We start from the raw sequence: 24504 nt of genomic DNA on the forward strand, positions 1-24504 counted from the left end.
CCGCGGCGCCTTCAGTTCTCGTCGTACTTCTTGCTGCTGCCGCGCGCGCGGTCGACCGGGTACTTCAGCTCGTTGAGGCTCAGCTTTGCTTGCGCTGCCGCGATCGGATCGATGCCCAGCGCGTTTGTCAGCTGGACCAGGTACAGCAGGACGTCCGATACTTCTGCCGCCACTGCCTCCAGCTTTTCCTGGGGGAGTGCGCGGCTCTGCTCCTCAGTCATCCACTGGAAGTGTTCAAGCAACTCGCCGGCCTCCACGATGAGCGCCGACGCGAGGTTTTTTGGCGAATGGAATTGCTGCCATTCGCGATCGTTGGCGAACTTCTGCAGTTGCCGAGAGAGGTCAGCTAAGGAGTCAGGCATGTCTGCTATAGAAATAGTCTTCGAGGACGAACGTTGGATCAAGGATGCAACTGAATTCGGTCGATTATCTGTCGACCAGCCTCAAAACAGCCCACCCAAGATTGCTACCCTTGCTGCAGTTCGCCTGCCCATGTCCGAGCTGAAGGTTCTAGCTCCGGGTCACATGGATCAAGTGGCATCTTCACTCCGCAAGCGCCTCGCTATTTGACGTTGTTGGCCCAGCCGTATCGAGCAGGGTTCTCTGCCACGAGGAAGGCTCTCATCGCTTCGCGCCTGGTCTTGTCCAACCGTCGAAGGATCCCTCGCAGATCCGAGTCAATGGATCGCTCACTGGCGCCTCTGTCCTCCGCTTTGGCGTACCAGTCACGGGCATCGCCGAAGTTTCCGAGTTCCATGTGCACGGCGCCAAGCAGCGTGCACGGGCGGAAATCCCTGGGTTGTTGCTGGTGGCCTTGCTCTCCCATAACCAGGGCCTCATCCAAGCGGCCTAGATCGCGCATTCCGCCGCCCCGCGTCGTGCACACGGCGGATCGAATCTTGGGGTCGCGGATCTGGTGGCCGGGCAGGGTATCGAGAAGTTCGACCGCCGCTGCAGCTTCGCGGCACTTGCGATAGTGGCCGCTGGCGTTGATCGCATGCCACGGGTCCTTGGTGCGCCGGTACTCGCTGGCGAGGAACTTCGCCTCAACGAGGTGGTAAGCATCGCGGAGCGCATCGGTGAAGTGCTCATTGGCCCTGGTGTTGAGCCAGACAGCATCATCCTCAGTCAGGCGGCCACCAGCGTCCAGCCGCTTGATGATGGCCATCATCCGGGGATACAGGGGCTCATCGATGTAGTCCATCCCGTACTTCCTCCGTAGGGCCTGGCTTTTCATCTTGGCGATGTGCTTGGGATCGCTTTCGAGGGCCTTGCGCGCGGCTTCCTCACTTTTGAGTTGCGTAGCGTATTGATCTCGCCATGCGGCTTCTCTGGCAAGACTCTCGGCCTCCTTGGCTTCGCGCTCAAGCTCCGCGGCGTGCTGGCGGGACTGTTTCGCGCGAATCGCGGTCGCGGCGTATTCCTCAAAGGGGACCTCGCCGATGGCGAGCCTGTGCAGATCGATCAGGTCGTGATCCAGCAGGTATCTCAAGGACAGCGTGCTGAGCGGTAGCCCGAGATGCATGCGTTCTAGGATGTTGCTCAAGCGTGTTGACGGGATCATCGCGCCCGGAATGTCGTTCACGCGAAAGTGGACCGCGATGTCTCGAAGGGTCGAACTGCTCATAGTGGTTGGCTACTTGGCTCGGTCAGGGATGTGCGCGAAAAGGTGCTCTCGGTCGACTGTGATCCTAGGCTGCGAGCGCGGCAGAGTCCGCAGCGGCTCGGTACGCTGAGCGACAGCGATGGACCCGCGTGGCGTCGGTCGTTGCCGAAACATTGTCTGGGGATGTCGTGGCATGCTGGCCACCGCACAATTCGCGCGCGTCTGGGGTGACTCCAGAAGGCGGCCGATGAGGAAACGAAAGTGCTGCGCTGACGCCGCATGGCGCGACATGTCATTCCGTCAGGGTCCGCTTCTGGCTTTGCTCGGTGCCTTCTCCAACACCGCCTGGTTCGACCTGCGCAGAGGACCGCCCTTGGACGATGGCGGAACCGTCTCTGTGATGCCTTCAAACAGGACCGAAAGCGTGGTCCCGAGGCAGTAGCAGATCGATCCCAGAGTGAGTAGCGAGGGATTGATGTAGCCGCATTCGAGCTTGGAAATGCGGGAACGCTCCACCTCGGCTTCGAAGGCGAGCATCACTTGCGTCTTGCCCGATGCCTTTCGGATGCGTCGCAGGTTTTGCCCCATGGCGATCGTCAGGGGGTTTGGAACGCGGGGCGTCTTCTTGGGTCGACTTCTAGTTTTCGGGGCTGTTGCGGTCACCATCGCCTAAGACTCAAGGAATGTGCCTATGGAGGAAACGTCTTAAACGACACATAATGTGAGAGCGTGCTCGCGGGAGCGCCAGCTTTCACCGCCACATAGGGAATCAAAAGTCCCAGGGAGACAACATGAACCGCACACAGAATTCATCGCTGCCGTAGCGCCGCCGCTAGGCACGGGCCGTCTTGCAACGCCGCCCGCACATCCTCTACCTCTATCGCGACCGTTGGGCCTCGCGCGCTCGCGCTCGTCTGCCGACAGCGCTCGCGGCTTGACGTCTCAGGTGTGTCGTCGCCCTTGCCCGCGACTTCCGATCCGCGCACTCGCAGCGGGGCGACTCACGCGTGCTCCGCATCACGTAGTTCCGTGGAGCCCCCGCTCCGCTTGTTCCATAACCCAGGGAGAAAACTCAATGACCAAGTCCAAAGAAATCTACATATCCTTCGGCGTCGACGTAGACGCCGTATCCGGCTGGCTCGGCTCCTACGGCGGCCAGGATTCCCCCGACGACATCTCTCGCGGCATGTTCGCTGGCGAGGTCGGCGTGCCCCGGCTGCTGAAGCTCTTCGAGCGCCACGACATCAAGGCCTCGTGGTTCACGCCGGGCCATTCGATCGAGACCTTTCCCACGCAGATGCAGGCGGTGGCCGATGCCGGGCACGAGATCGGCCTGCACGGCTACAGCCACGAGAACCCGATCGAGATGACGCCCGCGCAGGAAGAGATCGTGCTCGACAAGAGCATCGAGCTCGTCACCCGCCTCACGGGCAAGCCGCCCACCGGCTACGTGGCGCCGTGGTGGGAGTTCAGCCCGGTCAGCAACGAGCTGCTGGTCAAGAAGGGCATCAAGTACGACCACAGCCTGATGCATCACGACTTCCATCCCTACTACGTGCGCGTCGGCGACAAGTGGACCAACATCGACTACACCCAGCATCCCGATGCCTGGATGAAGCCGTTGCAGCGCGGCGTCGAGACCGACCTGGTCGAGATCCCCGCCAGCTGGTACCTCGACGACCTGCCGCCGATGATGTTCATCAAGAAGTCGCCCAACAGCCACGGCTACGTGAACCCGCGCGACGTCGAGCAGATGTGGCGCGACCAGTTCGACTGGGTGTATCGCGAGATGGACTACGCGGTGTTCCCGATCACGCTGCACCCCGACGTCTCGGGCCACCCGCAGGTGCTGCTGATGCTCGAACGCCTGATCGCGCACTTCCAGGCCTTTCCGGGCGTGCGCTTCGCGACCTACGACCAGGTCGCGGACGACTTCCTGCGCCGCCAGCCGCGCGCCTGATCGCCACGACCACCACCCGAAGTAGCGATGCACCCACATGGACGCCACCACCACCACAGCGCGCGGCGACGCCGCAAACGCCGTCCGGCTCGACACCCGGCCTGACGACACCACTGCAACAGCGGCAGCAACAAACACCGCCGACGACAGCAGCAGCAACTCCACCACCGCCTGGGCGCCGCCCGAGGTCACGCCGAAGCAGGTCACCTACGCCACCTGGGTCTGCTTCTTCGCCTGGGCCCTGGCGGTGTACGACTTCATCCTCTTCGGCACCTTGCTGCCGCGGTTGGGCGACCACTTCCAGTGGACGGCCGCCGAGCAGGCCCGGCTCAACACCTGGGTCACGCTGGGCACCGGGCTGGTGGCCTTCGGCATCGGGCCGATCGTCGACCGGCTCGGGCGCCGCAAGGGCATCATCATCGCGGTCTGCGGCGCGGCGATCTGCTCGGGGCTGACCGCTGTCGCGGGCTGGGTGGTCGGCGCAACGGCCGGGCTGGGCTTCGTGCTGCTGGTGCTGGTGCGATCGCTGGCGGGGCTGGGCTACGCCGAGCAGACCATCAACGCCACTTACCTGACCGAGCTGTTCGCCGTGGTTCACACCCACCCGGCCGCCACCCGGCGGCGCGGCTTCATCTACGCGCTGGTGCAGGGCGGCTGGCCGATCGGCGCGGTGCTGACGGCCGTGCTGGTCGCCGTCCTCTATCCGCTGGGAGAAAGCTGGTTCGGCGCGGGCGGGGGCTGGTCGCTGTCGTTCCTGTTCGCGATGTTCCCGGCCGTGGTGATCGTGATCCTCGGGCGCCGGCTGGTCGAGACGCCGCAGTTCCTCACGGCGCGGCGCATCGCCGACCTGCACAGCGCGGGGCGCTCAGCCGATGCCCGCCAGCTGGCCGCCGCGCACGGGGTCGCGGCCGAGGCGGGCAAGGGCACGGGGCTGGGCGAGATGTTCAGCGGAGAGTCGCTGCGGCCGCTGCTGTCGCTGGGGCTGGCCTTCATGCTGAACTGGTTCGCGATCGTGATCTTCACGGTGCTCGGCACCTCGGTGCTGGGCGGCTCGGGCGGCACGCCGGGCAAGGGCGTGGACTTCTCGAACGCGCTGCAGGTGCTGATCGTCTCGAACCTGGCGGGCTTTCTCGGCTACGTCTTCCACGGCTGGCTGGGCGACCGCATCGGCCGCCGCAACACGGTGGCGCTGGGCTGGATGGTGGGCGGCCTGGCCTTCTGGGCCATGTTGCAGGCGCCGGAAGGCGACTTTTGGCGCATCGTGCCGCTGTACTCGCTGGGGCTGTTCTTCCTGATGGGGCCGTATGCGGCGGTGCTGTTCCTCATCGGCGAGAGCTTCCCGAGCCGCATCCGCGCGACCGCGGGCGCGTTCATCGGGGCGCTGGGGCAGCTCGGCGCGATCGTGGCGGGCATCGGCATCACGCACACGCTGTCGACGGGGGCGGACTGGGTGCAGGCGGCCCTGTATTGGGGCGCGCTGCCTTGTCTGCTGTCGGGCGGGTTGATGTGGCTGGTGCCGCATGTGGACCCGCGGACTTTGAAATGAATCATCAACAACGACACCAGGGAGTCAACATGAACAAGTCACTGAAGTTCCTCATCCTCGCGACCGCGGCATCGACGTTGCTTTTGCTGTTCGGGCCCTGCTTCGCGCAGGACGCCTATCCGACCAAGCCGATCCGCATGGTGGTCGGCTATCCGGCTGGCGGTGCGACCGATGTCACCGGCCGCCTGGTCGCCAACAAGATCGGGCCGCTGCTGGGGCAGCCGGTCATCATGGACAACAAGCCCGGCGTCGGCAGCACCCTGGGTCCCTTGGCGGTGGCGCAGGCGCCACCTGACGGCTACACGCTGCTGATGGGCAACACCACCGCGATGTCGATCGCGCCGCACCTCTACAAGAAGCTCGGCTACGAGCCGCGCCGCGACCTGCTGCCGGTGGCGCTGGTCGGGCGGGTGCCGCTGGTGCTGTTCGTGCACCCATCGGTGCCCGCGACCGATCTCAAAAGCCTGATCGAGCTGCTGAAGAAGAACCCCGGCAAGTACGACTACGCGACCTTCGGCAACGGTTCGAGCGCCCACCTGACCATGGAGATGCTGAAGCTGTCGGCGGACGTCGACGTCAGGCACATCCCGTACAAGGGCAGTTCGGCGGCGATCAACGACGTGCTGGGCGGCCAGGTGTTGATGGCGATGGACACCCTGCAGTCGGCCCAGCCGCACTTCCTGGCGGGCAAGCTGCGAGCGATCGCGATGAGCGGCGAGGCCCGCTCCAGCCTGGCGCCCCAGCTGCCGACCTTTGCCGAGCTGGGCTATCCGAAGATGACGCTCAGCCCCTGGTATGGCGTCTTCGTGCCAACCGGCACGCCGGGCGCGATCGTCGAGCAACTGGCCTCGGCCATTTCTCGCACCATGCGCACGTCCGACATGCAGGCGCAGCTGGCGACGCAGGGCGCCGAGCTGATGGTGCTCACGGGGGCCGACGCACGAACCTTTCTGGACAAGGACGACGTGCGATGGGCCGAGGCGGCACGCATCTCCGGCGCGCAGCTGGATTGAGGAAGGCGACATGAACACTTCATCTTCTTCTGCTTCATCTTCCGCTTCTTCGAGCGGTTTCGATCCGGTGCTGCACCGGATGGCGCTGCAGCGCTACTTCGACGACTTCCAGCTCGGCGAGCGCTTCGTGCTGCCTTCGCGAACGATGACCCACGCGCTGTTCTCCGCCTTCCAGTTGGCGAGCGGCGATAACCATCCGGTGCACTACGACGTTGAGTACTGCAGGCGGCAGGGTGCGCCCGACATGATCGCGCACGGCTTCCAGGTGCTGGTGCAGACTGCGGCCGGCGCGGGCCTGTTCCCGCACATGGTGGAGGAGTCGCTGAAGGCCTTCCTCGAACAGTCCAGCCGCTTCCTGGCGCCGGTGCATGCGGGCGACACGTTGCATGCGGCCTTGGAGGTCAGCGCCCTCGCGCCCAACACCCGCACCGGCGTGTTGACGATGACCAGCACGGTGCACAACCAGCGTTCGGTGCTGGTGATGGACGGCGTGCAGAAGTACCTGCTCCACAAGCGCCCGGCCCTGCCGGCGAGGGCATAGGCCATGGCGGCCGAACGCATGCGCCCGCTGCACGGGCTTCGCGTGCTCGACCTGGGCAAGGTGCTGGCGGGGCCGCTGTGCGGCCAGCACCTTGGCGAGCTGGGCGCCGAGGTCATCAAGGTCGAGCCGATGGGGACGGGGGACGACAGCCGTGCCTGGGCGCCGCAGGAGAAGGGCGAGTCAGCCGTGTTCCTGGCGGTCAACCACAACAAGCGCAGCCTGGCCGTGGATCTGAAGACGGCGCGGGGGAGGGAGGTCGTTCAGCGCCTGGCGATGGAGGCGGACATCGTGATCCAGGGCTTTGGCGGCGGCACCGCGACCCGGCTGGGGGTCGACTACGACACGCTGGCGCTCGGCAACCCGCGGTTGATCTACTGCGAGATATCGGGCTATGGGCGAAGCGGCCCGATGGGCGGCGAGCCGGGTTACGACGTGATGCTGCAGGCCTTCAGCGGAATGCTTGGCACCATGGGCGAAAGCGGCGGGCCGTTTGCCCGGGCAAGTTTCTCGCCGGTGGATCTGGGTACGGGGATGAATGCGGTGGCGGGCATCCTAGCAGCGCTGATCGAGCGCGGGCGTACCGGCAAGGGCGTGTACCTCGAAGCCTCGCTCCTCGATACGGCAATGAGCCAGATGGGGGTGATGGCGCAGGCCTACTGGCGCAGCGGCAAGCTGCCCGAGCGGATGGGCACGGCGCATCCGGCGCTGGCGCCTTACCAGGCCTTCGAGGCCGGGGACGGGTTTCTGATGGTGGGGGTGGGGAACGATGCGCAGTGGGGGAGGTTCTGCGTTGCGGCAGGGCTGGAGCGATATCGCGACGATCCGCGCTTCGCGACGAATGCGGCGCGGGTGACGAACTTTGGTGAGACCGTGGCGCTGGTCGCTGAGCGGATGCGTACGCGGACGGTCGACGCATGGCTCGACGCACTTCGAGCCGCCGGCGTGGCGTGTTCGCCGATCCAGACCTTGGACCAGGCACTGGGGCATGCGCAGATGGCGCATCGGGAGTTGATCGTCGAGTCCGAGCATGCGGTGCTGGGCCCGGTGTGGAACATGGGGTTTCCCGTGAAGTTCGGCGGACAGGCGCGGGAGGCTTCGCGGCCGGCGCCGTTGCTGGGGGAGCACACGCGGGAGATTCTGGGGGAGGTGGGGTATTCGGCTGGGGCGATCGAGGGGATGGTGGGGGCGGGGGTGGTGGGGGCGGGGGTGGTTGGGGTTGCGATGAGGAGGCTCGAAGCATGAAGACAAGACAAGCAGCGTCTCCGCTTCCCACCGCAAGGCCATTCAAGCTGCCTCCGGCTCTTGCACTTGCGCGGCCGGCGCCCGCAAAGCCTGCGCGCAGTGAAGCGGCCTCCTTGATCGGCGCGCAGGTGCGCGCGCTGCGGATTGCCAGTGGCGCCTCCGGCGGTGAGCTCGCCCGGCGCTCGGGCATCTCGCGCTCGCTGCTGTCACGGATCGAGCATGGGGTGGTCTCGCCCTCGGTCGCCACGCTGGCCCGCGTCGCGACCGGGCTCGACGTGCCGATCTCGCGATTCTTCTCTGACCAACCGACGCGTTCCGACTTTTCCCACGTGCAGGCGGGCAAGGGCATCGTGGTGGACAGGGTCGGCGCTGTGGCCGGCTACCGCTACGAGTTGCTGGGCCATCTGCTCTCGGGCAATCTGTTCGCCGAGCCGTACCTGGTCACCCTGCTGCAGGGGGCCGAGCCCTACGTGACCTTTCAGCACCCGGGGCTGAAATTCGTGTACCTGCTGTCGGGCAACGTCATGTACCGCTATGGATGCAAGGTCGTGACGCTCGGCGCGGGGGATTCGCTGCTGTTCGATGCAACGGCGCTGCATGGGATCGAGGACACGGGGGCGGAGCCGGTGTCGTACCTGTCGGTGGTCTTCACGTTTCGGCGGTAGTCGAGGGCTCCCGGCCGCACGCTACGATGCGGTTCGTAGTTCACTCCAAAGCCAAGCCATGCGTCAGAACGACAGCGACGAAAGCACTACTGTTGCGTTGTATTGGGATTTCGAGAACTTGCACGCTAGCCTCTATGAGGAGAAGTACGGGGAAGGTACCTACGGCAAGCAGGATGCCCGATTCAAGGTTCAGGAGCCATTGGTGGATATCCAGGCCATCGTCGAACTGGCGTCGTCGTTCGGACCTATCGCGATCAACCGCGCTTACTGCAACTGGCAGTACTGTGGGCGCTATCGAGATGCCTTGCTGCAAAGCGCGGTCGAACTGATACAGCTGTTTCCGCCGGGTGCGTCAGCGAAGAATGGCGCGGACATCAAGCTTTGCCTCGACGCCACCGAGGATCTGACCCGCTTTTCCCACTTGGGCACGATCATCATCGTTGGCGGCGACAGCGACTTCATGCCGGTGGCGCAGAAGATCAAGGCCGCAGGCCGTACCCTCGTTGGCTTGGGCACGCGCAAGTCGACCAATCGCCATTGGGCAAAGAGCTGCCATGAGTTCCGCTACTATGAGAACCTGGCTGACGATCCGCCACCTGCAGCACCACGGACGGACGAGACAGAGGTCGTCGCGCCAGTCGCAGTAGACCCCGCAGCCGAGATCTTGAAGCGCGCCATCAAGCTGCTCGCCGAAACCAAGGGCGACCCATGGGTGAACAAGGCGTCAATCTGGCACATGATCAAGCGGCTCGACTCGACGTTTGACACGACGGATCACGGCTACGCCAACTTTCCGGCGATGGTCAAGGGCCTCGATGGCATCGTGGAGGTCCGAAAAGGGGAGTCGGACCAGATCGTTAGGCTGCGATAGCTGACTTGAAGGCGGCAGCCCTTCGTCGCCGGACATGAGCCAGCGTGTCGCAGCAAGGCTAGCCGGCCGAGTCCGCGTCGTAGACCAGCCGCAAGGGCGGCGCCTTCTTTGGCTTCGCCTTCTTCACGAGTTCCGGCTTCGCTGCCGCGCAGGCAGGCGGCAGGCCGTCTAGCAGCTGAGCGACAGTGACTTCGAGGCCGGCTGCGATGCGCCAGATGTTGGCCAGCGACAGGTTGCGTTCGCCTCGTTCCACCGAGCCGAGGTAGTTGTGATGCAACCCCGATCGATTGCTCAGTTCCATGAACGACATCTGCTTCTCACGTCGATAGCGTCGCATGACGGCACCGAAGGCCAACGGCAATGTCATGAGGTGCGCTTCTGGTTGCGACGGGGAGTCCTGGCCAGCGTTTTTCATATGCATTCCTTAGGGAGTGGGGGCGGGTTCGCTCTGGGAGCCACACACACTTTAGGTTTGATTGCGTGCAGCCTGCTCTGCGAGGCGCGCACGAAACTTCCCTTTTCGGGGGCGAGACGCCGACGAGTCGCTTCAGGTTGGCGCTGGCAGCACCATGCGAGGCTTTGCGCTGAAACGCAAGGCGTCAACGGGTACCGCTGGCCGAAGGGGTAGGCGATGGTTTCAGGGCTTTGCAGCCAGCGCAAGCGTTGATCGAAGGCGGACTGACGGAAACGATGAGGCTCCTTCCAAGCGAGATTCATCCATGCACCGATCGATCCTTTCAGCCCTTGTGTGTCGCACATTGTGGGCGTTGAGCCTGATTTCATTCACCGCTGCTGTCGCGGCGCAGACCGCACCCAAGGCCGCCATCGATGGCTGGCCGAGCAAGCCGGTGCGGCTGATCGTCGGCTCGGCGGGAGGCTCATCGACCGACCATGTCGCGCGCACGCTGGCCGAGCCGCTGTCTCGCGCGCTGGGGAAGCCGGTGATCGTCGAGAACCACCCGGGCGCCGGCGGCAGTATCGCGGCAGCCTTGGTCGCGAGGGCCTCGGATCGGCACACCATCGGCGTGCTGATCACCGGCAACATGACGATCGCCAAGCTGCTCAACCCTGCGACGCCCTACGACCCACACACCGATCTGGCACCCATCAGCCTGATCAGCACAGCGCCGCTGGTGCTGGCGGCACGGGCCGATGCGCCCGGCACCGACGCCCGGATGTTTTTCGAAGCGGCGCGCAGCGCGGGCTCGAGCTGGAGCTACGGCTCGCCGGGCATCGGCACCATCAGCCACTTCGGGATGGAGATCCTGAAGTCGCAGTCCGGCATCGCGCCGGTGCACGTGCCCTACCTGAGCAACCCGGAGGTCATCAACGCGATCATCGCCGGCCATCTTCAACTGGCGCTGTTGCCTCCGGGGCTGGCCGAAGCGCAGATCCGCGCGGGCAGACTTCGCGCCATCGGCGTCAGCTCGGCCGCCCGGAGTCCGCTGGTGCCGGACTACCCGACGTTGGCCGACGCCGGGGTAAAGGGCTTCCAGCTCGAGATCTGGACCGCAGCGGCGGCGCCGGCAACGCTGCCCCGGCCGATCGTCGACAGGCTGTCGACGTTGATCGCGGAGATCACGCGATCGCCGGAGGTCAGTCAAAAACTCTTCCGATACGGCTACCAGGCCGCGGGCAGCACACCCGATGAACTCGCATTGCGCGTGAAGGGCGACACCGCCTTGCTGAGCCGGATCATTGACGAGCAAGGGCTGAAGGTTGAATGAACGAGGAGCACAAGACCATGAGCACACAAGCCACGCATGCGGACCCGACCCCGACGCTCGAAACCTTGCGCGAGGAGCTCGATTCCATCGACCAGCGCCTGCTGGAGACCCTGCGCGAGCGCCTGGGCTGCTGCGTTCGAATCGGCCTCTACAAGAAGCGACATGCGGTGCCTATGATGCAGCCCCACCGTATCGGAATCGTGCAGAGCCGGGCTGAAGCCTTCGCGATCGAGCACGGCATCAGCACGGCATTCCTGCGGGCGCTGTATGAGCGAATCATCGAGGAGACTTGTCGCATGGAGGACGACATCATCGGGTCGCCAGCGCACGGCCCTGGGGAGCTATAAATCACCATGCTCACTTTCCTGACCCTTGGCCCCGAGGGCAGCAACCATGATTTCGTGCTGCGGCGCTATCTGGCGGCGCACGGCGTGGCTGACCACCGGGCCCGAATTTCCCTGATCGACGACTTCCATGAAGGCGCCCGCGCCCTCAAGGCGGGCAAGGCAGATTTCATGCTGCAGTGCGCGGTGCATCCGCAGGCGGCGGCGGTCACCGGTGGCTATCGCAAGGAGGTTTTCGTGGTCGATGCCTTCATCTCGCCGAGCCGGCCGATGGCGCTGTTGCGTGCCAGGGCGCCCAGGAAGGAGGTAGCGCACATCGCGGCGGTACAGCCGGCGACGCAATCCTATGCGGACCTCTCGGCCTGGTCGACGATCGTGCACGAGACGACGGTGTCGGAGGTGGGCAGGGGGCTGGTCGACGGGCGCTACGCGGCGGGTATTGCGTTCTCGGCGCTCGCCGATGAGCATCCAGGCGTTTTCGAGGTGGTCGAGGACATCGGCGCTGTGTGCGATGCATGGATCATGTACGGCGTCCGGCCGGTCGACGGCGGCCAGGCGATCGTCTGGACGGGGAGTCCGGTGTCGAGCCTGTACGGTGCTGCAGGCGACTAACGACGCTGATTAGTGAGCAGCGAGTACAGCCCGGCGGCGCTGATCAGCACGATGCCGATAGTCGATCGGGCATCCGGTGCTTCTCCCCAGCCCAGGTATCCGAGCAGGAGTGCCCACAGGATGACCGTGTAGCGAAAGGGCGTGACCACCGAAAGATCGACACCCCTGCAGGCTTCGATCAGTGCGTAGTTCCCCAGGGCCGCGCAGATGGCGGCCAATGCGAGGAGGGTGGTCTCGAATCGGTCCAGCGGCTGCCAGGTCTCACGTGAGCCGAGCGCCACGCCGGCCACGCATACGGCCGCAGTGGTGACCAAGGCGATGAGCACCGTGGGCACTTCCGGGGAGATCGCGCGGGTCACGATGTCCCTGGCTGCGAGCGAAGCCGCGCACGCCAGTGCAAAGGCAAGCCCCCAGTTGAAGTCGCCGAATGAAGCAGTGGGCCTGATCACCAGCAGCACACCAACGAAGCCGAGCAGCACCGGCGCTATGCGGTGGGCGCGTGCTTGCTCCCAACCCATGAGAACGGCGGACATCACTATGAGCAGCGGTGCAACCATCATGATGGCTGTCACGGTGGCGAGCGGCGCGAGGGCTAACGCGGCAACCGAACTGGCGGCGGTCGTGACTTCGAGCCCCGAGCGGGCGCCCGCCATGGGCTGCCGCAACAGCCGCCAATTGCGCAACTGACCTGCGCCGTGCGCGATGCCGGCGACCATCATGGTGGCAAAAAACCCTCGCACGGCCAGGATCTGGCCTGGGCCGAATTGGCGTGTCGTGAGCTTCACGAGGGCGTCATTCAGCACGTAGAGCGCCATGGCGCCGACCATGCAGGCAATGCCCCTCTGGTTGGGGGACAGGCTACGCATCGCCAGCGTCCACCGCTGCTTCCGAAGCGCTGCCGTCGAGAGCCGCAAGTTGAGCCCTTGCCTTCAGAACGATCTCGTCGACCTCTTCATCGGGGTCGGACATCGCCAGGATGGCGCCCCCCGAGCCGATAGAGATCAGCCCATCGGCGGCCACGATGGTGCGAATCACGATGTTGAGCGTGGCGGCGCCACTGAAGGACAGGTAGCCGATGCTCCCCGAATAGACGCCCCGCGCCGAGGGCTCGAGCCTGTCCAGGATCTTCATCGTCCTGACCTTGGGGGCACCCGTCATCGAGCCACCAGGAAACGCCATGCGCACGCAGTCGATCGCGGACAGGTCGCCGCGCAGGTTTCCGCGGATGGTGCTGACGAGTTGATGCACCGTGGCGTAGGTTTCGACCTCGAACAAGGTCGGGACATAGACGCTGCCTACCTCGCAGACCCGGTTGAGGTCGTTGCGCAGCAGGTCCACGATCATCAGGTTCTCGGAGCGCGACTTTTCGTCGTTCTTGAGATAGCTGGCGATCTCGGTGTCTTCGGCGACAGTCGCGCCCCTGGGGGCAGTGCCCTTGATCGGCATCGAGTCGACCAGGCCCTCGGGGGTGACCTTCAGGAACAGCTCGGGCGACGCGCAGAGGACGGCCAGTTCGGGTGTCTTGAGATAGGCCGCGTAGGGGGCAGGGTTGCGGGCGCGGAGCGCGCGATACACGCCGAGGCTGTCGATGTGGCCCGCACCGACGAGTTGATTGGTGAGGCAGACCTCGTAAGTCTCGCCCTGCACGATCTCGCGCTGGCACTCGACGATTCGTTCGCGGTAGTCGGCAAGCGGGATCTGCCATTGCATGGCCTCCCGAGATGGCTTGTCGGTGCTGGCGGAGTGCTGCGCATCGAGCATCGGGGAGGCAAGCTGGCCGGCGATGTATTGCATCCAGGCGCGGTTCTCTTCCGACAGGGCCGCTTCGTCGATGCAGACGATCCAGGTCTGCTGCTCAGCGTGATCGAAGGCGATGAAGCGGCCGGCCTTGATCCAGACGGCGTCCGGCGTGCTGGCTGCGTTTGCGTACTCGCCTTCGAGTTCGCCCTTCAGCTCGTAGCCGAAGTAGCCCACATAGCCACCGGTGAAGTCGAAAGGCAATGGCGGACCGGTTTGAGGCTTCTCCCGTAGCTGCTCAGCGAGGAAATCGAAAATGCTCTGGGTTCGTGTCTGGGTATCGGGGCCTTGGCGGATCTCGATGCGTCTTGACCGCGACCGGTAGGTCACGAGCTGTCCCAGTGGGCCAGACGAATCCCCCATGTACGAAAAGCGTGCGCGTTGCGCGTCGGCCAGGCTGCTGTCGAGCCAGAAGGCAGCCTCGCTGTCGGCGTACAAGTGGGAGAAGGCAGCGCTGGCCGAAGGGAAATGGTCCAGACATTGCGCGTGGACCAGCAGTCGAGAGCTTGCCTGCCGCCTTGGTGGCCAGCCGAGCGGGCCCTTGATCGCATCGCGATGGCGGCGGCCGTCCTGCCATTCTTCGGTGAGCTCTCGAAAGTTCCGCAAGAGCCTTGCACCATATTCCGTGCTGATCGACTCCGGGTGAAACTGCACGCCCCACCATGGCTTTGCGATATGCCTCAGCCCCATCAAGGTGCCGTCGGCGGTCCAGGCGAGCGCCTGCAGTTCGGCCGGGAGCTCAGTCACCGCCAGCGAGTGGTATCGAACTGCCTCGAAGGGATTCGGTATGCCTCTGAACAGGTCCAACTCGGTGTGGGAAACACTGTCGACCTGGCCATGCATCGGCCGCACGGCCAGGTCGACCTTGGCGCCGCAGAAATGAGCGATGGCCTGGTGGCCCAGGCAGACGCCCAGAATCGGGACCGTCGTGCGGAGCAGCACATCGCCGACGACGCCGAGATCAGCCCGGCGCTGCGGTCGGCCGGGTCCAGGTGAAATGACGATGTTGTCGAAATCCAGAGCCTCGATTTCCGGCCAAGTCAGCTCGTCGTTGCGAACGACCTGGGGAGGTCGGCCGTTGGATGCGGCCAAGTATTGGTAGAGGTTGTAGGTGAAGGAGTCGTAGTTGTCGATCAAGAGGCTGCGCATGGCGATTCCTGCTCGTAAGGTGAGTGGGTGCGGGCGGAGACCAGAAGCCGTCGGACAGGTGGTCTCCGAGGGTGAATCAACCTTTGGTCATCGGCTCGGGGGCCGCCCCGCCGCGTCGCAAGATCATGCTGATCAGCAGGCACGCAGTCGCAAGGACCGCGACAAGCCCACCCAGCAAGAACGACATCGTGTAGCCGTTCATAAGTTCGGTCGCGGCCGGCGTCTTCCCAGTGCCAGCCAGATGGGCCGCGTAGAAGTTCGCCGTCGAGACCATGACGGCCAGGCCGATGACTGCGCCGAACTGCTGGAAGGTATTAAGCAGCCCCGAGGTCAGTCCCTCTTCGCCGATCTTTGCGCTTTGCGCGCCAAGGATGCTCGTCGTGATGGCGATGACCGGCAGGCCGGCGCCAACCAGCAACGTTGGCCCGAGGATGTCGAGCCAGTACACGCTGTTCATGCCCGCGAGGGATAGCCACATCAAGCCGACGGTCACGAGCGCGAAACCAGCCGCCAGGGATTGACGGGCCCCATAGCGCAGCCATCGCCCGGCATTCGTTGCCGTCAAGATCACTATGCCGCAAAGCGGAAGGAAGGCGGAACCCGATGCGAGCGGGCTGAAGTTCAGGATGGATTGCAGATAGAGGTTGCCTACGAAGAACATGGGGAAGATCACCAACTGCCCGATGCCGGCGTACAGCAACGCCTCCATCAGCCCGCCATTCCTCCAGGTCACTGGCGGAATCAAGCCGTGGGCGATAGCCTTCTGCCGGAGCAGGAATGCACCAAGCAAGGCCATCCCGACGATCAATGCGACCCAGATCGCTCGGGCATCGCTGGAGGTCTCGCCGAACTGCACGATGCCCCACGCCAGCAGTGTCTGGCCTCCGATCAGCAGCAGCGCGCCAAGTCCGTCGGCGCGCCCCTGACGCGCGCCCTTGTCGAACTTCGAGAACACGGAGAACGAATAGAGCAAGAGCAGAGCTGGAATCAGAACGCTGATCCAGAAGGTCGACCGCCAGCCGAACCACGCGGTCAGTGCGCCTCCCAGGAAAGTACCCAGCGCTCCGCCGAGGCCTCCCATCGCTGCCATCAAGCCGAGCGCCTTGTAGCGCTGCTCGCCCTCGAAGGTAGCCAGGATCAAGGCCAGGCTGGCAGCGGCGGACAAAGCGGATCCAAGCCCCTGAATCGCACGTCCTGCGATCAGGAGTTCGGGCGTCGATGCAATCGCGGAGACGGCGGAACCGATGGCGAGCACCAGCAGGCCGGCCTGGAAGATCCGCGTTCGGCCAAGCATGTCCGCCACCCTTCCGGACACCAGCAGCGCGCCGCCGAAGACGGTCAGATAAGCGTTGGCGATCCAGGTTTGGCCGGTTTCGGTGAATCGAAGCTCTCCGGCGATGGTCGGAACGATGACGTTGATGATCGACGCATCCACGATCAACAGAAGTTGCGTGGTTGCCAGGAGAAGCATCAAGCCTTTGAAGTTCTGCGCAGTGTTCGTTGACATGTCTAGTTTTTGCTCAAGGCGTTAGTTGCGATTCGTCCAAGTTCCTCGAGGCGGCCCTGTTCCGCCAGCTGCCACAGATAGACGTGAGGCGCTCCCTGGTAGAACTGTTCGTAGTGCGCGTGTCGGGAGCCGAACTCGGTGGAGGTGACATCCCAAACGAGCTTCAGCAGGCGCGCACGATCGACCGGCTCGACTTCGGGCGTGCCGAAATAGGATTTCAGTATTTCCCCGATCTCCGGCGCATTGAAGTCCGATAGATTGGCCGGGAGGTAGATGAGGCTGCCGCCGCAGAACATGCGGAGTTCGTGGATGAACTTTGGGTAGACCTCGGAGGCGAACAATCTCTGCGCGTAGGTCGCCCGGCGGTTCGGAGCGATGTGACCCGTTCCCTCTGGATCGCTTTCGTACTCCAGCTCGGCCCCCATGGCGATCGATCTGGCGAGTTGTGCGTATCCGACCAGTCGACCCAAGCTTCCGCGCACTTCAGGAATGGTCAACGAACCGCTGGACCGCAGGACGAGATACGCCAGGCCGGTCAGGAATTCGAGCTTCTTGTAGAAGCGAATCGACGCCTGATGACCCATGGATGCATAAGCCGGGGTGTTCCACCAGATTCCGAACGTGCTTCGCGTATCGCGGTAGGTGAGGACGTGGTCCCACGGAACAAAGACGTCCTTCATGACGAGGATGGCGTCGTTCTCGTCCAGCGCCGATGACAGCGGCGCATCTTCGGCACCGGCCGATGCTGAATACGACGCTCGTGATATGAGGCTGACCCCTGGGGCTGCGGGCGGTATGCAGAAGGTGAGTGCATACGCGACGTCACTCGGATGCAGTGGCTCTATGCTGCCGACGATGATCTCGTCCGAGTAGATCGCCGCTGTGCCAATCGCCTTGACGCCGGATACGAAGATTCCGGCGTCGGACTCTCGAACCGCGTGGATTCCGATGTCAGGCTCGACCTTGTCCTGCTCGGAAAGCGGCTTCGATCGGTCCCTCTTGATGTTCGTCAGCGTGAAGGCAACGAACAGGTTCATGGTCTTTGCCCTCAGATGGAGGGACTGCAGGTTCGATCGGCCGTCGAAGGTGTCGCCACGAAAGGCTTCTGGGGTGGTGACGAATCCGGACATCGCGGCCGCGATGTAGTCGGGCGTACGGCCCAGAAAGCCAAAGCTCGCTTCCGACCAGCTGGCATGGAGTTTGTGCTTCAGCGCCAGATCGCGGCTGTCCTTGCATGGGAGAAAGGCTCGGAATTCCGGTTCGTGCGCCTCGCCGCCATCTCCAGGCATGGCATAGAAGAGTTGCCGATGGGCTGCGGCGCTTGCCTGGTCATAGAGGGCGGCAAAGGCCCTGGCGCCCTGGAGAAAGGCAGGCGTGGTCGCTACGGAAATGATCTTTTCCGATCCCAGCCAGACAATCCGGCCATCGGAGATTTCATCGAGGTACTGCTCGCCGGTCCTGATCATGTGCTGCTCCATCTGTATTGAGAATCACGGTTGACGATCGACTGAGTCACGCTCGTGAGTTGTGCGTACGACGACGCGATACCGAGGCGCTCTTCGTACGGAAAGGCGACTTCGAGCGGCGCCGTGCGCCGACTGCGCCGCCGCTGAGCCGCGATATCGACAACGACTTCCGGCCCCTGCTCGCGATTGGCTCGCTGGATCGCTTGAACTGCCGTCATTCGGTCTCTTTCAAATTCGGCGATCGCGGCCGATCTGCTGCGGAGGATTGCCAGGGCTTGGGCCAGGGCCACCGCATCCACGATCGACTGCGTGGCCCCGTTGGATCCAATGGGACGCATACCGTGTGCCGCGTCTCCGATCAGCACGGTGTCCTCGCCGTTTGACCATGCCGGGAGTGGGTCGATGTCGACCATCGGGTAGGCATACACAGTCCCGCTGTCGCGGATGACCTGCTCTGGACGAAGTCCGTCCAGCGACCAGTTCGCGAAATGGCCGGCGAGCTCATGGGCTGATACCCGGACGTTCCAGTTCCCGAGCGCATGATGCGAGGGCGAGGGGTCTGGCATGGCCGCGGCCCAGTTGATGAGCGTCCGGCTCGTCGACGTATCGACGGCCATCGGATAGACGACGAACTTGCAAAGGCCGTCGCCGGCGATATACATGGACTTGTTGTCGAGAAATCCGTCGCCCCAGAACGATCCTCGATAGACCGTCGACGGCGCGATGCGTAGCGGGGCGAGGTCGGGAAACAAGACTTGTCGCACTGCGGATCTGATTCCATCGGCTCCGACGATGAGATCGGCCGCGAACTCCCGGTTGTTCGTGTCGACGGCCAGAACATCCTGCGGCAGCCGCCTGATGGCGGCAACGGAGGTCCCGCCCACGAGCGCCGACTCGCCGCAGCGCTCGATGACGGTGCGCAGCAGCGTGGCGTGAAGTCGGGACCGAGAAATGGACAACTGGGGCCACGCGAAGCCGGCACTTCTACCTTTCGGCTCGCTCCAGATGAGGTGGCCGTCCCACGTCGTGTAGTTGAGCCGGGCCAGTTGCACGCTGAGGGGCTCCAGCGCCGCGAGCAGTCCGAGATCCGCCAACTCTCGGGTTGCCAGAGGCAGCAGGTTGATGCCTGACCCCGTTTGTTCCAGTGAGGACGAGCGTTCGAGAATCGTGAGTGACCTGAAACCTCGAGCGTTGAGTGCCAAGGCGAGAGTGAGCCCGGCGATCCCGCCTCCGACGATGAGGATGCGGTCGTTCATCGCGGGGCTTCTGCTTCGCCAGTCGCTGGCGAGTGGGCGCTTGACGGTTTGTTGAGGACGAAGCGCTCGATCTGCAGCGTGAGGTCGAGGATCTCCTGGAGGAGCGCGATGGGAGCCCCGCCGCTTCCTTCGTCGTACAGCCGGACTTCAGGGGCATAGGCCTTGCGAGCGAGACCAAGGTGACGGCCCCTGAACGTCTTGAGCATCCTCAATAGGCGAGCGACGCTGGCGGCGCTGCGCAGCACGTTGTGGTCCTGTGCCGCTTCGGGGTTCTCCAGGCAGCGTCGAAGTCTTGAGACCAGCGATTCCCTCGTTCCGAGTTGCTCGTAGTACGAGCGCCAGGATGGGAGACAGTAGGGAACCGATGCGTCCAGGAACCCCCGGTAGCCTTCGCTGGACCGGTCCGAGGCCCAGATGCAGAGGTCTATCAACCACAGGGGGGCCTGTGCGGCAGCCGGTCCGAGATACGCGCGACCACGGATGTTGATGTCTTCGAAGTAGGGGCGCAAGGTCCGAGCGAAGAAGACAGGAGACACATCCTTCACCACGCCGTCGATTGAATCCACCATGACGGTGGCCAAGTCGTGAAGACTGTCGACGAGTGGAGCGCAGCGCGCGTCTTGCGGGCCGATGTCTCGGAGCCATTCGCTGATGCAAAGCGATGCGCTCAGGCTTGGAAATACCTTGACGACGGCGGCCTGGAGCAAGCGCTCCTGCGCGTCGTCGGTGTAGGCGCGACGACGAGGGCCGTCCGGGTTCCACGAGGTGTAGTGAAGGACCGTGTCTCGTGGGACCATTGCGCAGAACTCGCCGAGCTGCGCCAGTAGCGGCTCGATTTGAGGCACCGCCGAAATCGGTTCGAGACCGTGTCTTTTCAACGAACCAAGCACGATGCCTACGTCCCGCATCGCGGCCAATGCCGCCGCCTCGGAACCGAGCTCCAGGTTGGCGAGCGAACTCGACAGCTGGACAAGCAACTGCGTTAGAAAGCGCTTGTCTCCATGTGCGTTGGCTTGCTGGATACTGACAACCGAGCCGTCGAGCAAGAGGGGATCCAATGCTTGGATCGCGGTTGTCTCGTAGAAAGAACTTTGATTGAACTCCAGGATTTGCGTCACGGTGAACTCCAGTAGGAACTGGAGCCAAGGCTAGAGACCCGCCCCAAAACGCTCAACTAACCAGCGTCTTGAACTTGATAGCGATCGTCCAGATGACGGCCGAGTGACGATCGGGTCGAACGAAGCGCAAGATACAACCCCACCGTGCTTTCATATCCGACCCGGTGTGCAATCTCTTCTCTGCTGAGCCTTGTCGTTCTCATGAGCGCTTGGGCATTCGACACCCGAACCTTCGAGAGATACCGAGCGGGCGCGCATCCCGTCGCCTGGCGGAATGCGAGGCTGAAGGCCGACCTCGACATGCCGGCAGAGGACGCGATGCCTGCGACTGTCGAGCGTTCCTTGAATTCGGTGTGCATGTAAAGCAGTGCGTTTGCGATGCGAGGATCTCGCAGGGCGCGACTCATGGACGTGGTCGCCGATTCGACTTCGAGCGCGACCCGAAGGCCGAGCACGTAGATCAGCTCCAGGCCGCGCAGGAGAGCGAAGCTGCTCCCCACATGAAAGCGCTCGACTTCCTGCAGCAGCCCGTCGATCGTGCCTTGAAGCACCGGCTCGCGCTCTATCTGGTGCTTGCGGATGACGATGAGTTCCGGAAGCAGCTTGTACAGCGGGGTCGACGCATGGCCGCCGCAATGCAGGCCGGCACACAGGAACAACGCAGGTCCATCGGCCCCTGGGATTTCCACTCTGACGAATCCTCCTTTGCGCCGGCTGGGGAGAATCTGTTCGAGCGCCACGGAAAGCGCCGGTGTGGAGCTGCCGATCCGATGGGCGCCGCCGTGCGGGAAGATGGCCAGGTCGCCCTGGTTCAGGGGGGTGGTGGCGTTCGGGTGTCCGATGTCGATCGCCATCGATCCCTCTTCGACATAGTGGAAGAGCGCGCAGGCTTCGCGCGGTCCTGCAAAGGACCAGTCGCCCCCGGTTCGCCATGCGCTCACGAAAGCGCCCTCCAGGGGAAGCGGGTCGACGATCATCGAGAAAAGATCCTCGGTCGCTTGCATGGGCCCTCCGGCTAGGGGCGGCGTCGCGCCTGTATGCGGCGTGAGCAATATCCGGCGAGTACGGCGCATGGCCGTGCTCCGTCGCGGCGCAGCTGTCTGGCGTGCGGCTCCCGCGCCTCATCGCCCAGTGCTCGCATTCGCCAGGCTCCCGTCTTCATCGAGCCTTCTGCAGATAGCTCGTGATCAACGCGCCGTTCGGGCTCTTCGCGTGGAAGGTCAGGGTGCGGAAGTAGCCGTTCCCGACGAAGATGCCGGCCGAGGTCAGGACGATCCCCGCGGGCCCTGTGTAGGGCAGCGTGGTGTCCAGCGCGCAGGCAGTCTGGCTGCTCGAGGCCGCATTGATCGCGGACAGCGTCATGGCGTACGAGTTCTTGGCGGTTCCCGGTTGCGTCTGGACTGCGCTGCCCGAGATGCTGCAGACGCCGATGGTCGAGCCCGAGGTCGTGCCGGTGAACGAGCCGGTCGCATCGACCTCGATCGACATGTTGAACGTGCTCGAATTGGCGGTAGCCCACTTGCCCGCCAGACTCTCCTGCGTCACCGCCAGCGCGTTGGCGAGGCTGTAGGTCAACGGCCCCCAATCGGTGGCGGGCCGCCCGTCCAGCGAATAGGTTCCGTTCATGGCTTTCTTGGGCGTGAAGGTGCCGGAGCCGGTCACCGTCTGGTCAGCGGAAGTCGATCGGATTGCGCGCGTATCCGAATTGAAGCTCCAGTTCGACCCGTTGACGGCGATGGACCCCCATACCCAGTTCAGGAGATCCCTGCGCACGAGTTGTCCTGTGGGGCCGACAAAGGTAATTCCATAGAGGCTTTCGTAGATTCCTTCGGACGCGGAGCCCACGTCCGCGGTGGAACCCGGCTGCGGCGCGCTCAGGGACGGGGCTGCCTCGCTGCCTGCAACGGGCGCGAAGGGGTCGGTCGTCGGGGCCGGAGGACGGTCAGGGGTGGGCGTGGGTGTCGGCTCTGGCGTTGGCGTGCCGGAGGGCGCTTGCTCGTCGGGGGCCTGAGCAGGTTCCGACTTCGGCGGCGAACCTGAATCGCCGGCCATCAGCGGAAAACCTTGAGCACCGCCTCCGCCACCACCACCGCAACCGTGGAGCGCGGCAAGGGAAACCAATGACAGGGAAAGAAGGATCTTGCTTTTCATATGAGTGTTCGATGAGTTGAGTGAGATCACCCGCGGCGATGAGACCGAAAGTGTTCGCGTCAGGCGCAAGACGGTGAGAGACGGCGAAGGTCGCTGGGCGCGGCCGGCTTGGCATCACGACTCTAGGAATCGCAAGCCATGGCGTCGATGAGACGAATCTGATTCAGCGAAGAGAAGATGCTGCGCACGCTCACGTATCCAACCCGGACGATGCGGCGCCGTCTCCCCAATCCGATGGGTGTGTCGCTGTAGTTCGAACTTCTAACATCGAGAAGGGTCGTGGCCTGACCCAGCAAGAAGAACACGATGGCAATCGCCAAACGACCGGAGGGATCATGCTGATCTTCACCAATCGAACGCTGCGGGAGAGTTCGGATGAATCCGCGTTCGGCGCCGGATTCGTTCAAGGCTCGGACAGGCTCGGGATGGCGACCGTCACCCGTAAGGGCAAGAAAGGCTGGGCCGTCGCATCGCCAGATCTGGACGTCGACGACTCCGACTCCAAGCAGGCACTGGTTCCGCTCTTCCAGGGCGCGCGTCCGGTTCTGGTCTACATCCACGGCTTCAACAACACGCCGGCGAAGTGCTTCGAGCGTTGCGCCAAGCTCGAGTCGACCTACGACGTCGAGGTCGTCGGCTTCTCGTGGCCTTCGGAGGGCCTTCTCGCCGACGGCACCCCGGAACCTGGTGTCACTGACAACGACGACGTCGGCGACGAGGACAATCTGGCTCAGATCAAGGTTGGCAATCGGCGCGACTCGCCAATTCAGTCGCTGATCTTGAAGTACCACCGGGCCGGCCTCAACGGCAAACACTCGGTCGATGCCCTGGCGCGCTTCCTGCGGATGGTGGGTGCTGCTCGACTTGATGCGAACGGGCAGTTGTTCACCGTCGCTGCCCACAGCCTGGGCGCACAGCTCTTGCAGTATTCACTGGACATCCCGGGAATGACCGAGTCGTTGGCGACTGCCCGGAATGTCGCGCTCCTGGCCGCGTGCGTGCGCGCCAGTGACCATCGCAACTGGCTTGGAAAGATCCGGCCGACGAGCCAGCTCTTCGTCACTTTCAACAAGGGCGACTCCGTCCTGGCGGGAGCGAGCGTGGCCGACGTCGACCTCGGCAGCAACAGCCAGCTCAAGCTCGGAACGGACCCCACGCCGGATCGCTTGCGAGAATCCTATGTGCGCTACATCAGCTGCACCAACGCCAGCAATGGCTTTGGCGGGCATGGATATTTCGCGCAAGACAAGATGCCGAAAAGAATGAAGAACGTTTTCGGACGCATCTTCAGTTCGCGGCGCGATCTGGAGCCGGGTGAGAACGACCGGGACATCTACGGCATCAAGGGCGATGAGGATGGCCTCACGTGCTATTTCAATGCACCTTGAGCGGCTTTTGCTGGAACAATTTTCGGGTCGGTGGGAGTGACCTGATTCAGCCAACCCCCGCCTCGCCCTGCTTCTGCCGTACAGTCGGATTCCGCTGGGGGACCGGCCGCGGCCGTCACCGGCCATATCAGGAGCGAAAAATGGGCAACCCAAACCAGGCTGAACCAGCATCCACGTCGACGATCGAAGAGGCTCTGGACAAGAACAAGAACGCCACCGAGGAGGTCAAGAAGGCTGCCGATGATCTCCTGGTCGTGCACACGGTCCTCAAGGAGGAACTCTCCCAGGACGCCCAGGCCGAGGTGGTCGGCCGCGCGGTCGAGCAGGCAGGCGAGCTCGAGAAGCGGCTGACCAAATCGGCGGAAATGCTTGACGAGGTCAACGAAACCCTGGAGCAGGTTGCCCAGGGCGGCGACGGCTCCGGCGACGGCTCGGGCGGCGGCTCCGACCGCAGTCCGCCGGCCCAGGGTGCCCCCCGCCACTGACTCGAAGCGATCCGTAGCTGTTACAGGCTGTTGGCCTACATGTGGGCGGGTGACGTTCTG

24 protein-coding genes are annotated in these 24504 nt (G+C 64.0%); 12 read left to right on the forward strand and 12 right to left on the reverse strand.

Features of this window, described 5'->3' with window-relative positions; all coding sequences use genetic code 11:
* Window positions 1–11: 11 nt before the first annotated feature.
* From QZH52_RS29735 to QZH52_RS29745, 3 genes are all read right to left on the reverse strand, one after another.
* Window positions 12–362 carry a nucleotide pyrophosphohydrolase gene (locus QZH52_RS29735; RefSeq protein WP_301814599.1) on the reverse strand — a complete coding sequence of 117 codons (351 nt, stop codon included), beginning with the start codon at window positions 360–362 and terminating at the stop codon, window positions 12–14.
* Window positions 363–562: 200 nt separating this feature from the next.
* Window positions 563–1627 carry a CCDC34 family protein gene (locus tag QZH52_RS29740; protein ID WP_301814545.1) on the reverse strand — a complete coding sequence of 355 codons (1065 nt, stop codon included), beginning with the start codon at window positions 1625–1627 and terminating at the stop codon, window positions 563–565.
* A gap of 279 nt (window positions 1628–1906) precedes the next feature.
* Entirely contained in the window at window positions 1907–2272 is a 366-nt protein-coding gene (locus QZH52_RS29745; RefSeq protein WP_366919327.1) for a helix-turn-helix domain-containing protein, read from the reverse strand.
* Between the two features lie 409 nt (window positions 2273–2681).
* On the opposite strand from QZH52_RS29745, the gene QZH52_RS29750 reads away from it, so the two are divergent.
* From QZH52_RS29750 to QZH52_RS29780, 7 genes are all read left to right on the forward strand, one after another.
* Entirely contained in the window at window positions 2682–3566 is an 885-nt protein-coding gene (locus tag QZH52_RS29750) for a polysaccharide deacetylase family protein (protein ID WP_301814548.1), read from the forward strand.
* Between the two features lie 37 nt (window positions 3567–3603).
* Complete coding sequence (locus tag QZH52_RS29755) at window positions 3604–5112, forward strand: MFS transporter (RefSeq protein ID WP_301814549.1); 1509 nt, start codon at window positions 3604–3606, stop codon at window positions 5110–5112.
* Window positions 5113–5141: 29 nt separating this feature from the next.
* Complete coding sequence (locus QZH52_RS29760) at window positions 5142–6125, forward strand: Bug family tripartite tricarboxylate transporter substrate binding protein (protein WP_301814550.1); 984 nt, start codon at window positions 5142–5144, stop codon at window positions 6123–6125.
* Between the two features lie 79 nt (window positions 6126–6204).
* On the forward strand, window positions 6205–6666 hold the full coding sequence (locus QZH52_RS29765; RefSeq protein ID WP_301814601.1) for a MaoC family dehydratase: 462 nt from the start codon (window positions 6205–6207) through the stop codon (window positions 6664–6666).
* An 18-nt stretch (window positions 6667–6684) separates the two neighbouring features.
* Window positions 6685–7908 (forward strand): CaiB/BaiF CoA transferase family protein, encoded by a 1224-nt coding sequence (locus QZH52_RS29770; protein ID WP_301814603.1) that lies wholly within the window; start codon window positions 6685–6687, stop codon window positions 7906–7908.
* Window positions 7909–8024: 116 nt separating this feature from the next.
* Window positions 8025–8573, forward strand: a complete 549-nt coding sequence (locus tag QZH52_RS29775) for a helix-turn-helix domain-containing protein (RefSeq protein ID WP_301814604.1) — start codon at window positions 8025–8027, stop codon at window positions 8571–8573.
* Window positions 8574–8631: 58 nt separating this feature from the next.
* Window positions 8632–9444 (forward strand): NYN domain-containing protein, encoded by an 813-nt coding sequence (locus tag QZH52_RS29780; RefSeq protein ID WP_301814551.1) that lies wholly within the window; start codon window positions 8632–8634, stop codon window positions 9442–9444.
* 58 nt (window positions 9445–9502) lie between these two features.
* Here QZH52_RS29780 and QZH52_RS29785 read toward each other — a convergent pair whose 3' ends face one another.
* On the reverse strand, window positions 9503–9811 hold the full coding sequence (locus tag QZH52_RS29785; RefSeq protein WP_301814552.1) for a helix-turn-helix domain-containing protein: 309 nt from the start codon (window positions 9809–9811) through the stop codon (window positions 9503–9505).
* Between the two features lie 352 nt (window positions 9812–10163).
* On the opposite strand from QZH52_RS29785, the gene QZH52_RS29790 reads away from it, so the two are divergent.
* Genes QZH52_RS29790 through QZH52_RS29800 form a run of 3 tightly spaced genes read left to right on the forward strand, consistent with a single transcriptional unit; the run spans window position 10164 to window position 12127 of the window.
* Window positions 10164–11171 (forward strand): Bug family tripartite tricarboxylate transporter substrate binding protein, encoded by a 1008-nt coding sequence (locus tag QZH52_RS29790; protein WP_436411646.1) that lies wholly within the window; start codon window positions 10164–10166, stop codon window positions 11169–11171.
* A gap of 17 nt (window positions 11172–11188) precedes the next feature.
* On the forward strand, window positions 11189–11518 hold the full coding sequence (locus tag QZH52_RS29795) for a chorismate mutase family protein (protein WP_301814554.1): 330 nt from the start codon (window positions 11189–11191) through the stop codon (window positions 11516–11518).
* A gap of 6 nt (window positions 11519–11524) precedes the next feature.
* On the forward strand, window positions 11525–12127 hold the full coding sequence (locus tag QZH52_RS29800; RefSeq protein ID WP_301814556.1) for a hypothetical protein: 603 nt from the start codon (window positions 11525–11527) through the stop codon (window positions 12125–12127).
* Here QZH52_RS29800 and QZH52_RS29805 read toward each other — a convergent pair.
* The 8 genes from QZH52_RS29805 to QZH52_RS29840 form a co-directional block, all read right to left on the reverse strand.
* The gene (locus QZH52_RS29805; RefSeq protein ID WP_301814557.1) at window positions 12124–12942 is read right to left on the reverse strand and encodes a DMT family transporter; all 819 of its coding nucleotides are present in this window, start codon (window positions 12940–12942) and stop codon (window positions 12124–12126) included. The genes QZH52_RS29800 and QZH52_RS29805 overlap by 4 nt on opposite strands.
* Window positions 12943–12985: 43 nt before the next feature.
* The gene (pabB, locus tag QZH52_RS29810; RefSeq protein WP_301814558.1) at window positions 12986–15073 is read right to left on the reverse strand and encodes an aminodeoxychorismate synthase component I; all 2088 of its coding nucleotides are present in this window, start codon (window positions 15071–15073) and stop codon (window positions 12986–12988) included.
* A gap of 76 nt (window positions 15074–15149) precedes the next feature.
* Window positions 15150–16580, reverse strand: coding sequence for an MFS transporter (locus QZH52_RS29815; protein WP_301814560.1), 1431 nt, complete (start codon window positions 16578–16580; stop codon window positions 15150–15152).
* 2 nt (window positions 16581–16582) lie between these two features.
* Entirely contained in the window at window positions 16583–18046 is a 1464-nt protein-coding gene (locus tag QZH52_RS29820; RefSeq protein WP_301814562.1) for a 4-hydroxyphenylacetate 3-hydroxylase N-terminal domain-containing protein, read from the reverse strand.
* Window positions 18043–19302, reverse strand: coding sequence for an FAD-dependent monooxygenase (locus QZH52_RS29825; protein ID WP_301814563.1), 1260 nt, complete (start codon window positions 19300–19302; stop codon window positions 18043–18045). Before QZH52_RS29825 ends, QZH52_RS29820 begins: the two co-directional genes overlap by 4 nt.
* Window positions 19299–20420 carry a monodechloroaminopyrrolnitrin synthase PrnB family protein gene (locus QZH52_RS29830; RefSeq protein WP_301814566.1) on the reverse strand — a complete coding sequence of 374 codons (1122 nt, stop codon included), beginning with the start codon at window positions 20418–20420 and terminating at the stop codon, window positions 19299–19301. The genes QZH52_RS29825 and QZH52_RS29830 overlap by 4 nt, the downstream gene beginning before the upstream one ends.
* A 56-nt stretch (window positions 20421–20476) precedes the next feature.
* Window positions 20477–21424: an AraC family transcriptional regulator gene (locus tag QZH52_RS29835; RefSeq protein ID WP_301814567.1), complete on the reverse strand. Its 948-nt coding sequence runs from the start codon at window positions 21422–21424 to the stop codon at window positions 20477–20479.
* A 154-nt stretch (window positions 21425–21578) separates the two neighbouring features.
* A complete protein-coding gene (locus QZH52_RS29840) occupies window positions 21579–22571 on the reverse strand; it encodes a hypothetical protein (protein ID WP_301814568.1) in 993 nt (330 codons plus the stop codon).
* Between the two features lie 335 nt (window positions 22572–22906).
* Here QZH52_RS29840 and QZH52_RS29845 point away from each other — a divergent pair, with 335 nt between their 5' ends.
* Both QZH52_RS29845 and QZH52_RS29850 read left to right on the forward strand, forming a co-directional pair.
* Window positions 22907–23959: an alpha/beta hydrolase gene (locus tag QZH52_RS29845; RefSeq protein ID WP_301814569.1), complete on the forward strand. Its 1053-nt coding sequence runs from the start codon at window positions 22907–22909 to the stop codon at window positions 23957–23959.
* A 140-nt stretch (window positions 23960–24099) separates the two neighbouring features.
* Window positions 24100–24444 (forward strand): hypothetical protein, encoded by a 345-nt coding sequence (locus QZH52_RS29850; RefSeq protein ID WP_301814570.1) that lies wholly within the window; start codon window positions 24100–24102, stop codon window positions 24442–24444.
* Window positions 24445–24504: the final 60 nt, after the last annotated feature.

Origin of the sequence: Variovorax ginsengisoli (assembly GCF_030486595.1) — a bacterium.
Lineage (GTDB): Bacteria > Pseudomonadota > Gammaproteobacteria > Burkholderiales > Burkholderiaceae_C > Variovorax > Variovorax ginsengisoli_B.

Coding starts and splice junctions, on each gene's coding strand:
- QZH52_RS29735 (WP_301814599.1), bottom strand. CDS start 362: ATGCCTGACTCCTTAGCTGACCTCTCTCGGCAACTGCAGAAGTTCGCC.
- QZH52_RS29740 (WP_301814545.1), bottom strand. CDS start 1,627: ATGAGCAGTTCGACCCTTCGAGACATCGCGGTCCACTTTCGCGTGAAC.
- QZH52_RS29745 (WP_366919327.1), bottom strand. CDS start 2,272: ATGGTGACCGCAACAGCCCCGAAAACTAGAAGTCGACCCAAGAAGACG.
- QZH52_RS29750 (WP_301814548.1), top strand. CDS start 2,682: ATGACCAAGTCCAAAGAAATCTACATATCCTTCGGCGTCGACGTAGAC.
- QZH52_RS29755 (WP_301814549.1), top strand. CDS start 3,604: ATGGACGCCACCACCACCACAGCGCGCGGCGACGCCGCAAACGCCGTC.
- QZH52_RS29760 (WP_301814550.1), top strand. CDS start 5,142: ATGAACAAGTCACTGAAGTTCCTCATCCTCGCGACCGCGGCATCGACG.
- QZH52_RS29765 (WP_301814601.1), top strand. CDS start 6,205: ATGGCGCTGCAGCGCTACTTCGACGACTTCCAGCTCGGCGAGCGCTTC.
- QZH52_RS29770 (WP_301814603.1), top strand. CDS start 6,685: ATGCGCCCGCTGCACGGGCTTCGCGTGCTCGACCTGGGCAAGGTGCTG.
- QZH52_RS29780 (WP_301814551.1), top strand. CDS start 8,632: ATGCGTCAGAACGACAGCGACGAAAGCACTACTGTTGCGTTGTATTGG.
- QZH52_RS29785 (WP_301814552.1), bottom strand. CDS start 9,811: ATGACATTGCCGTTGGCCTTCGGTGCCGTCATGCGACGCTATCGACGT.
- QZH52_RS29790 (WP_436411646.1), top strand. CDS start 10,164: ATGCACCGATCGATCCTTTCAGCCCTTGTGTGTCGCACATTGTGGGCG.
- QZH52_RS29795 (WP_301814554.1), top strand. CDS start 11,189: ATGAGCACACAAGCCACGCATGCGGACCCGACCCCGACGCTCGAAACC.
- QZH52_RS29800 (WP_301814556.1), top strand. CDS start 11,525: ATGCTCACTTTCCTGACCCTTGGCCCCGAGGGCAGCAACCATGATTTC.
- QZH52_RS29805 (WP_301814557.1), bottom strand. CDS start 12,942: ATGGCGCTCTACGTGCTGAATGACGCCCTCGTGAAGCTCACGACACGC.
- pabB (WP_301814558.1), bottom strand. CDS start 15,073: ATGCGCAGCCTCTTGATCGACAACTACGACTCCTTCACCTACAACCTC.
- QZH52_RS29815 (WP_301814560.1), bottom strand. CDS start 16,580: ATGTCAACGAACACTGCGCAGAACTTCAAAGGCTTGATGCTTCTCCTG.
- QZH52_RS29820 (WP_301814562.1), bottom strand. CDS start 18,046: ATGATCAGGACCGGCGAGCAGTACCTCGATGAAATCTCCGATGGCCGG.
- QZH52_RS29825 (WP_301814563.1), bottom strand. CDS start 19,302: ATGAACGACCGCATCCTCATCGTCGGAGGCGGGATCGCCGGGCTCACT.
- QZH52_RS29835 (WP_301814567.1), bottom strand. CDS start 21,424: ATGCAAGCGACCGAGGATCTTTTCTCGATGATCGTCGACCCGCTTCCC.
- QZH52_RS29840 (WP_301814568.1), bottom strand. CDS start 22,571: ATGAAAAGCAAGATCCTTCTTTCCCTGTCATTGGTTTCCCTTGCCGCG.
- QZH52_RS29845 (WP_301814569.1), top strand. CDS start 22,907: ATGCTGATCTTCACCAATCGAACGCTGCGGGAGAGTTCGGATGAATCC.
- QZH52_RS29850 (WP_301814570.1), top strand. CDS start 24,100: ATGGGCAACCCAAACCAGGCTGAACCAGCATCCACGTCGACGATCGAA.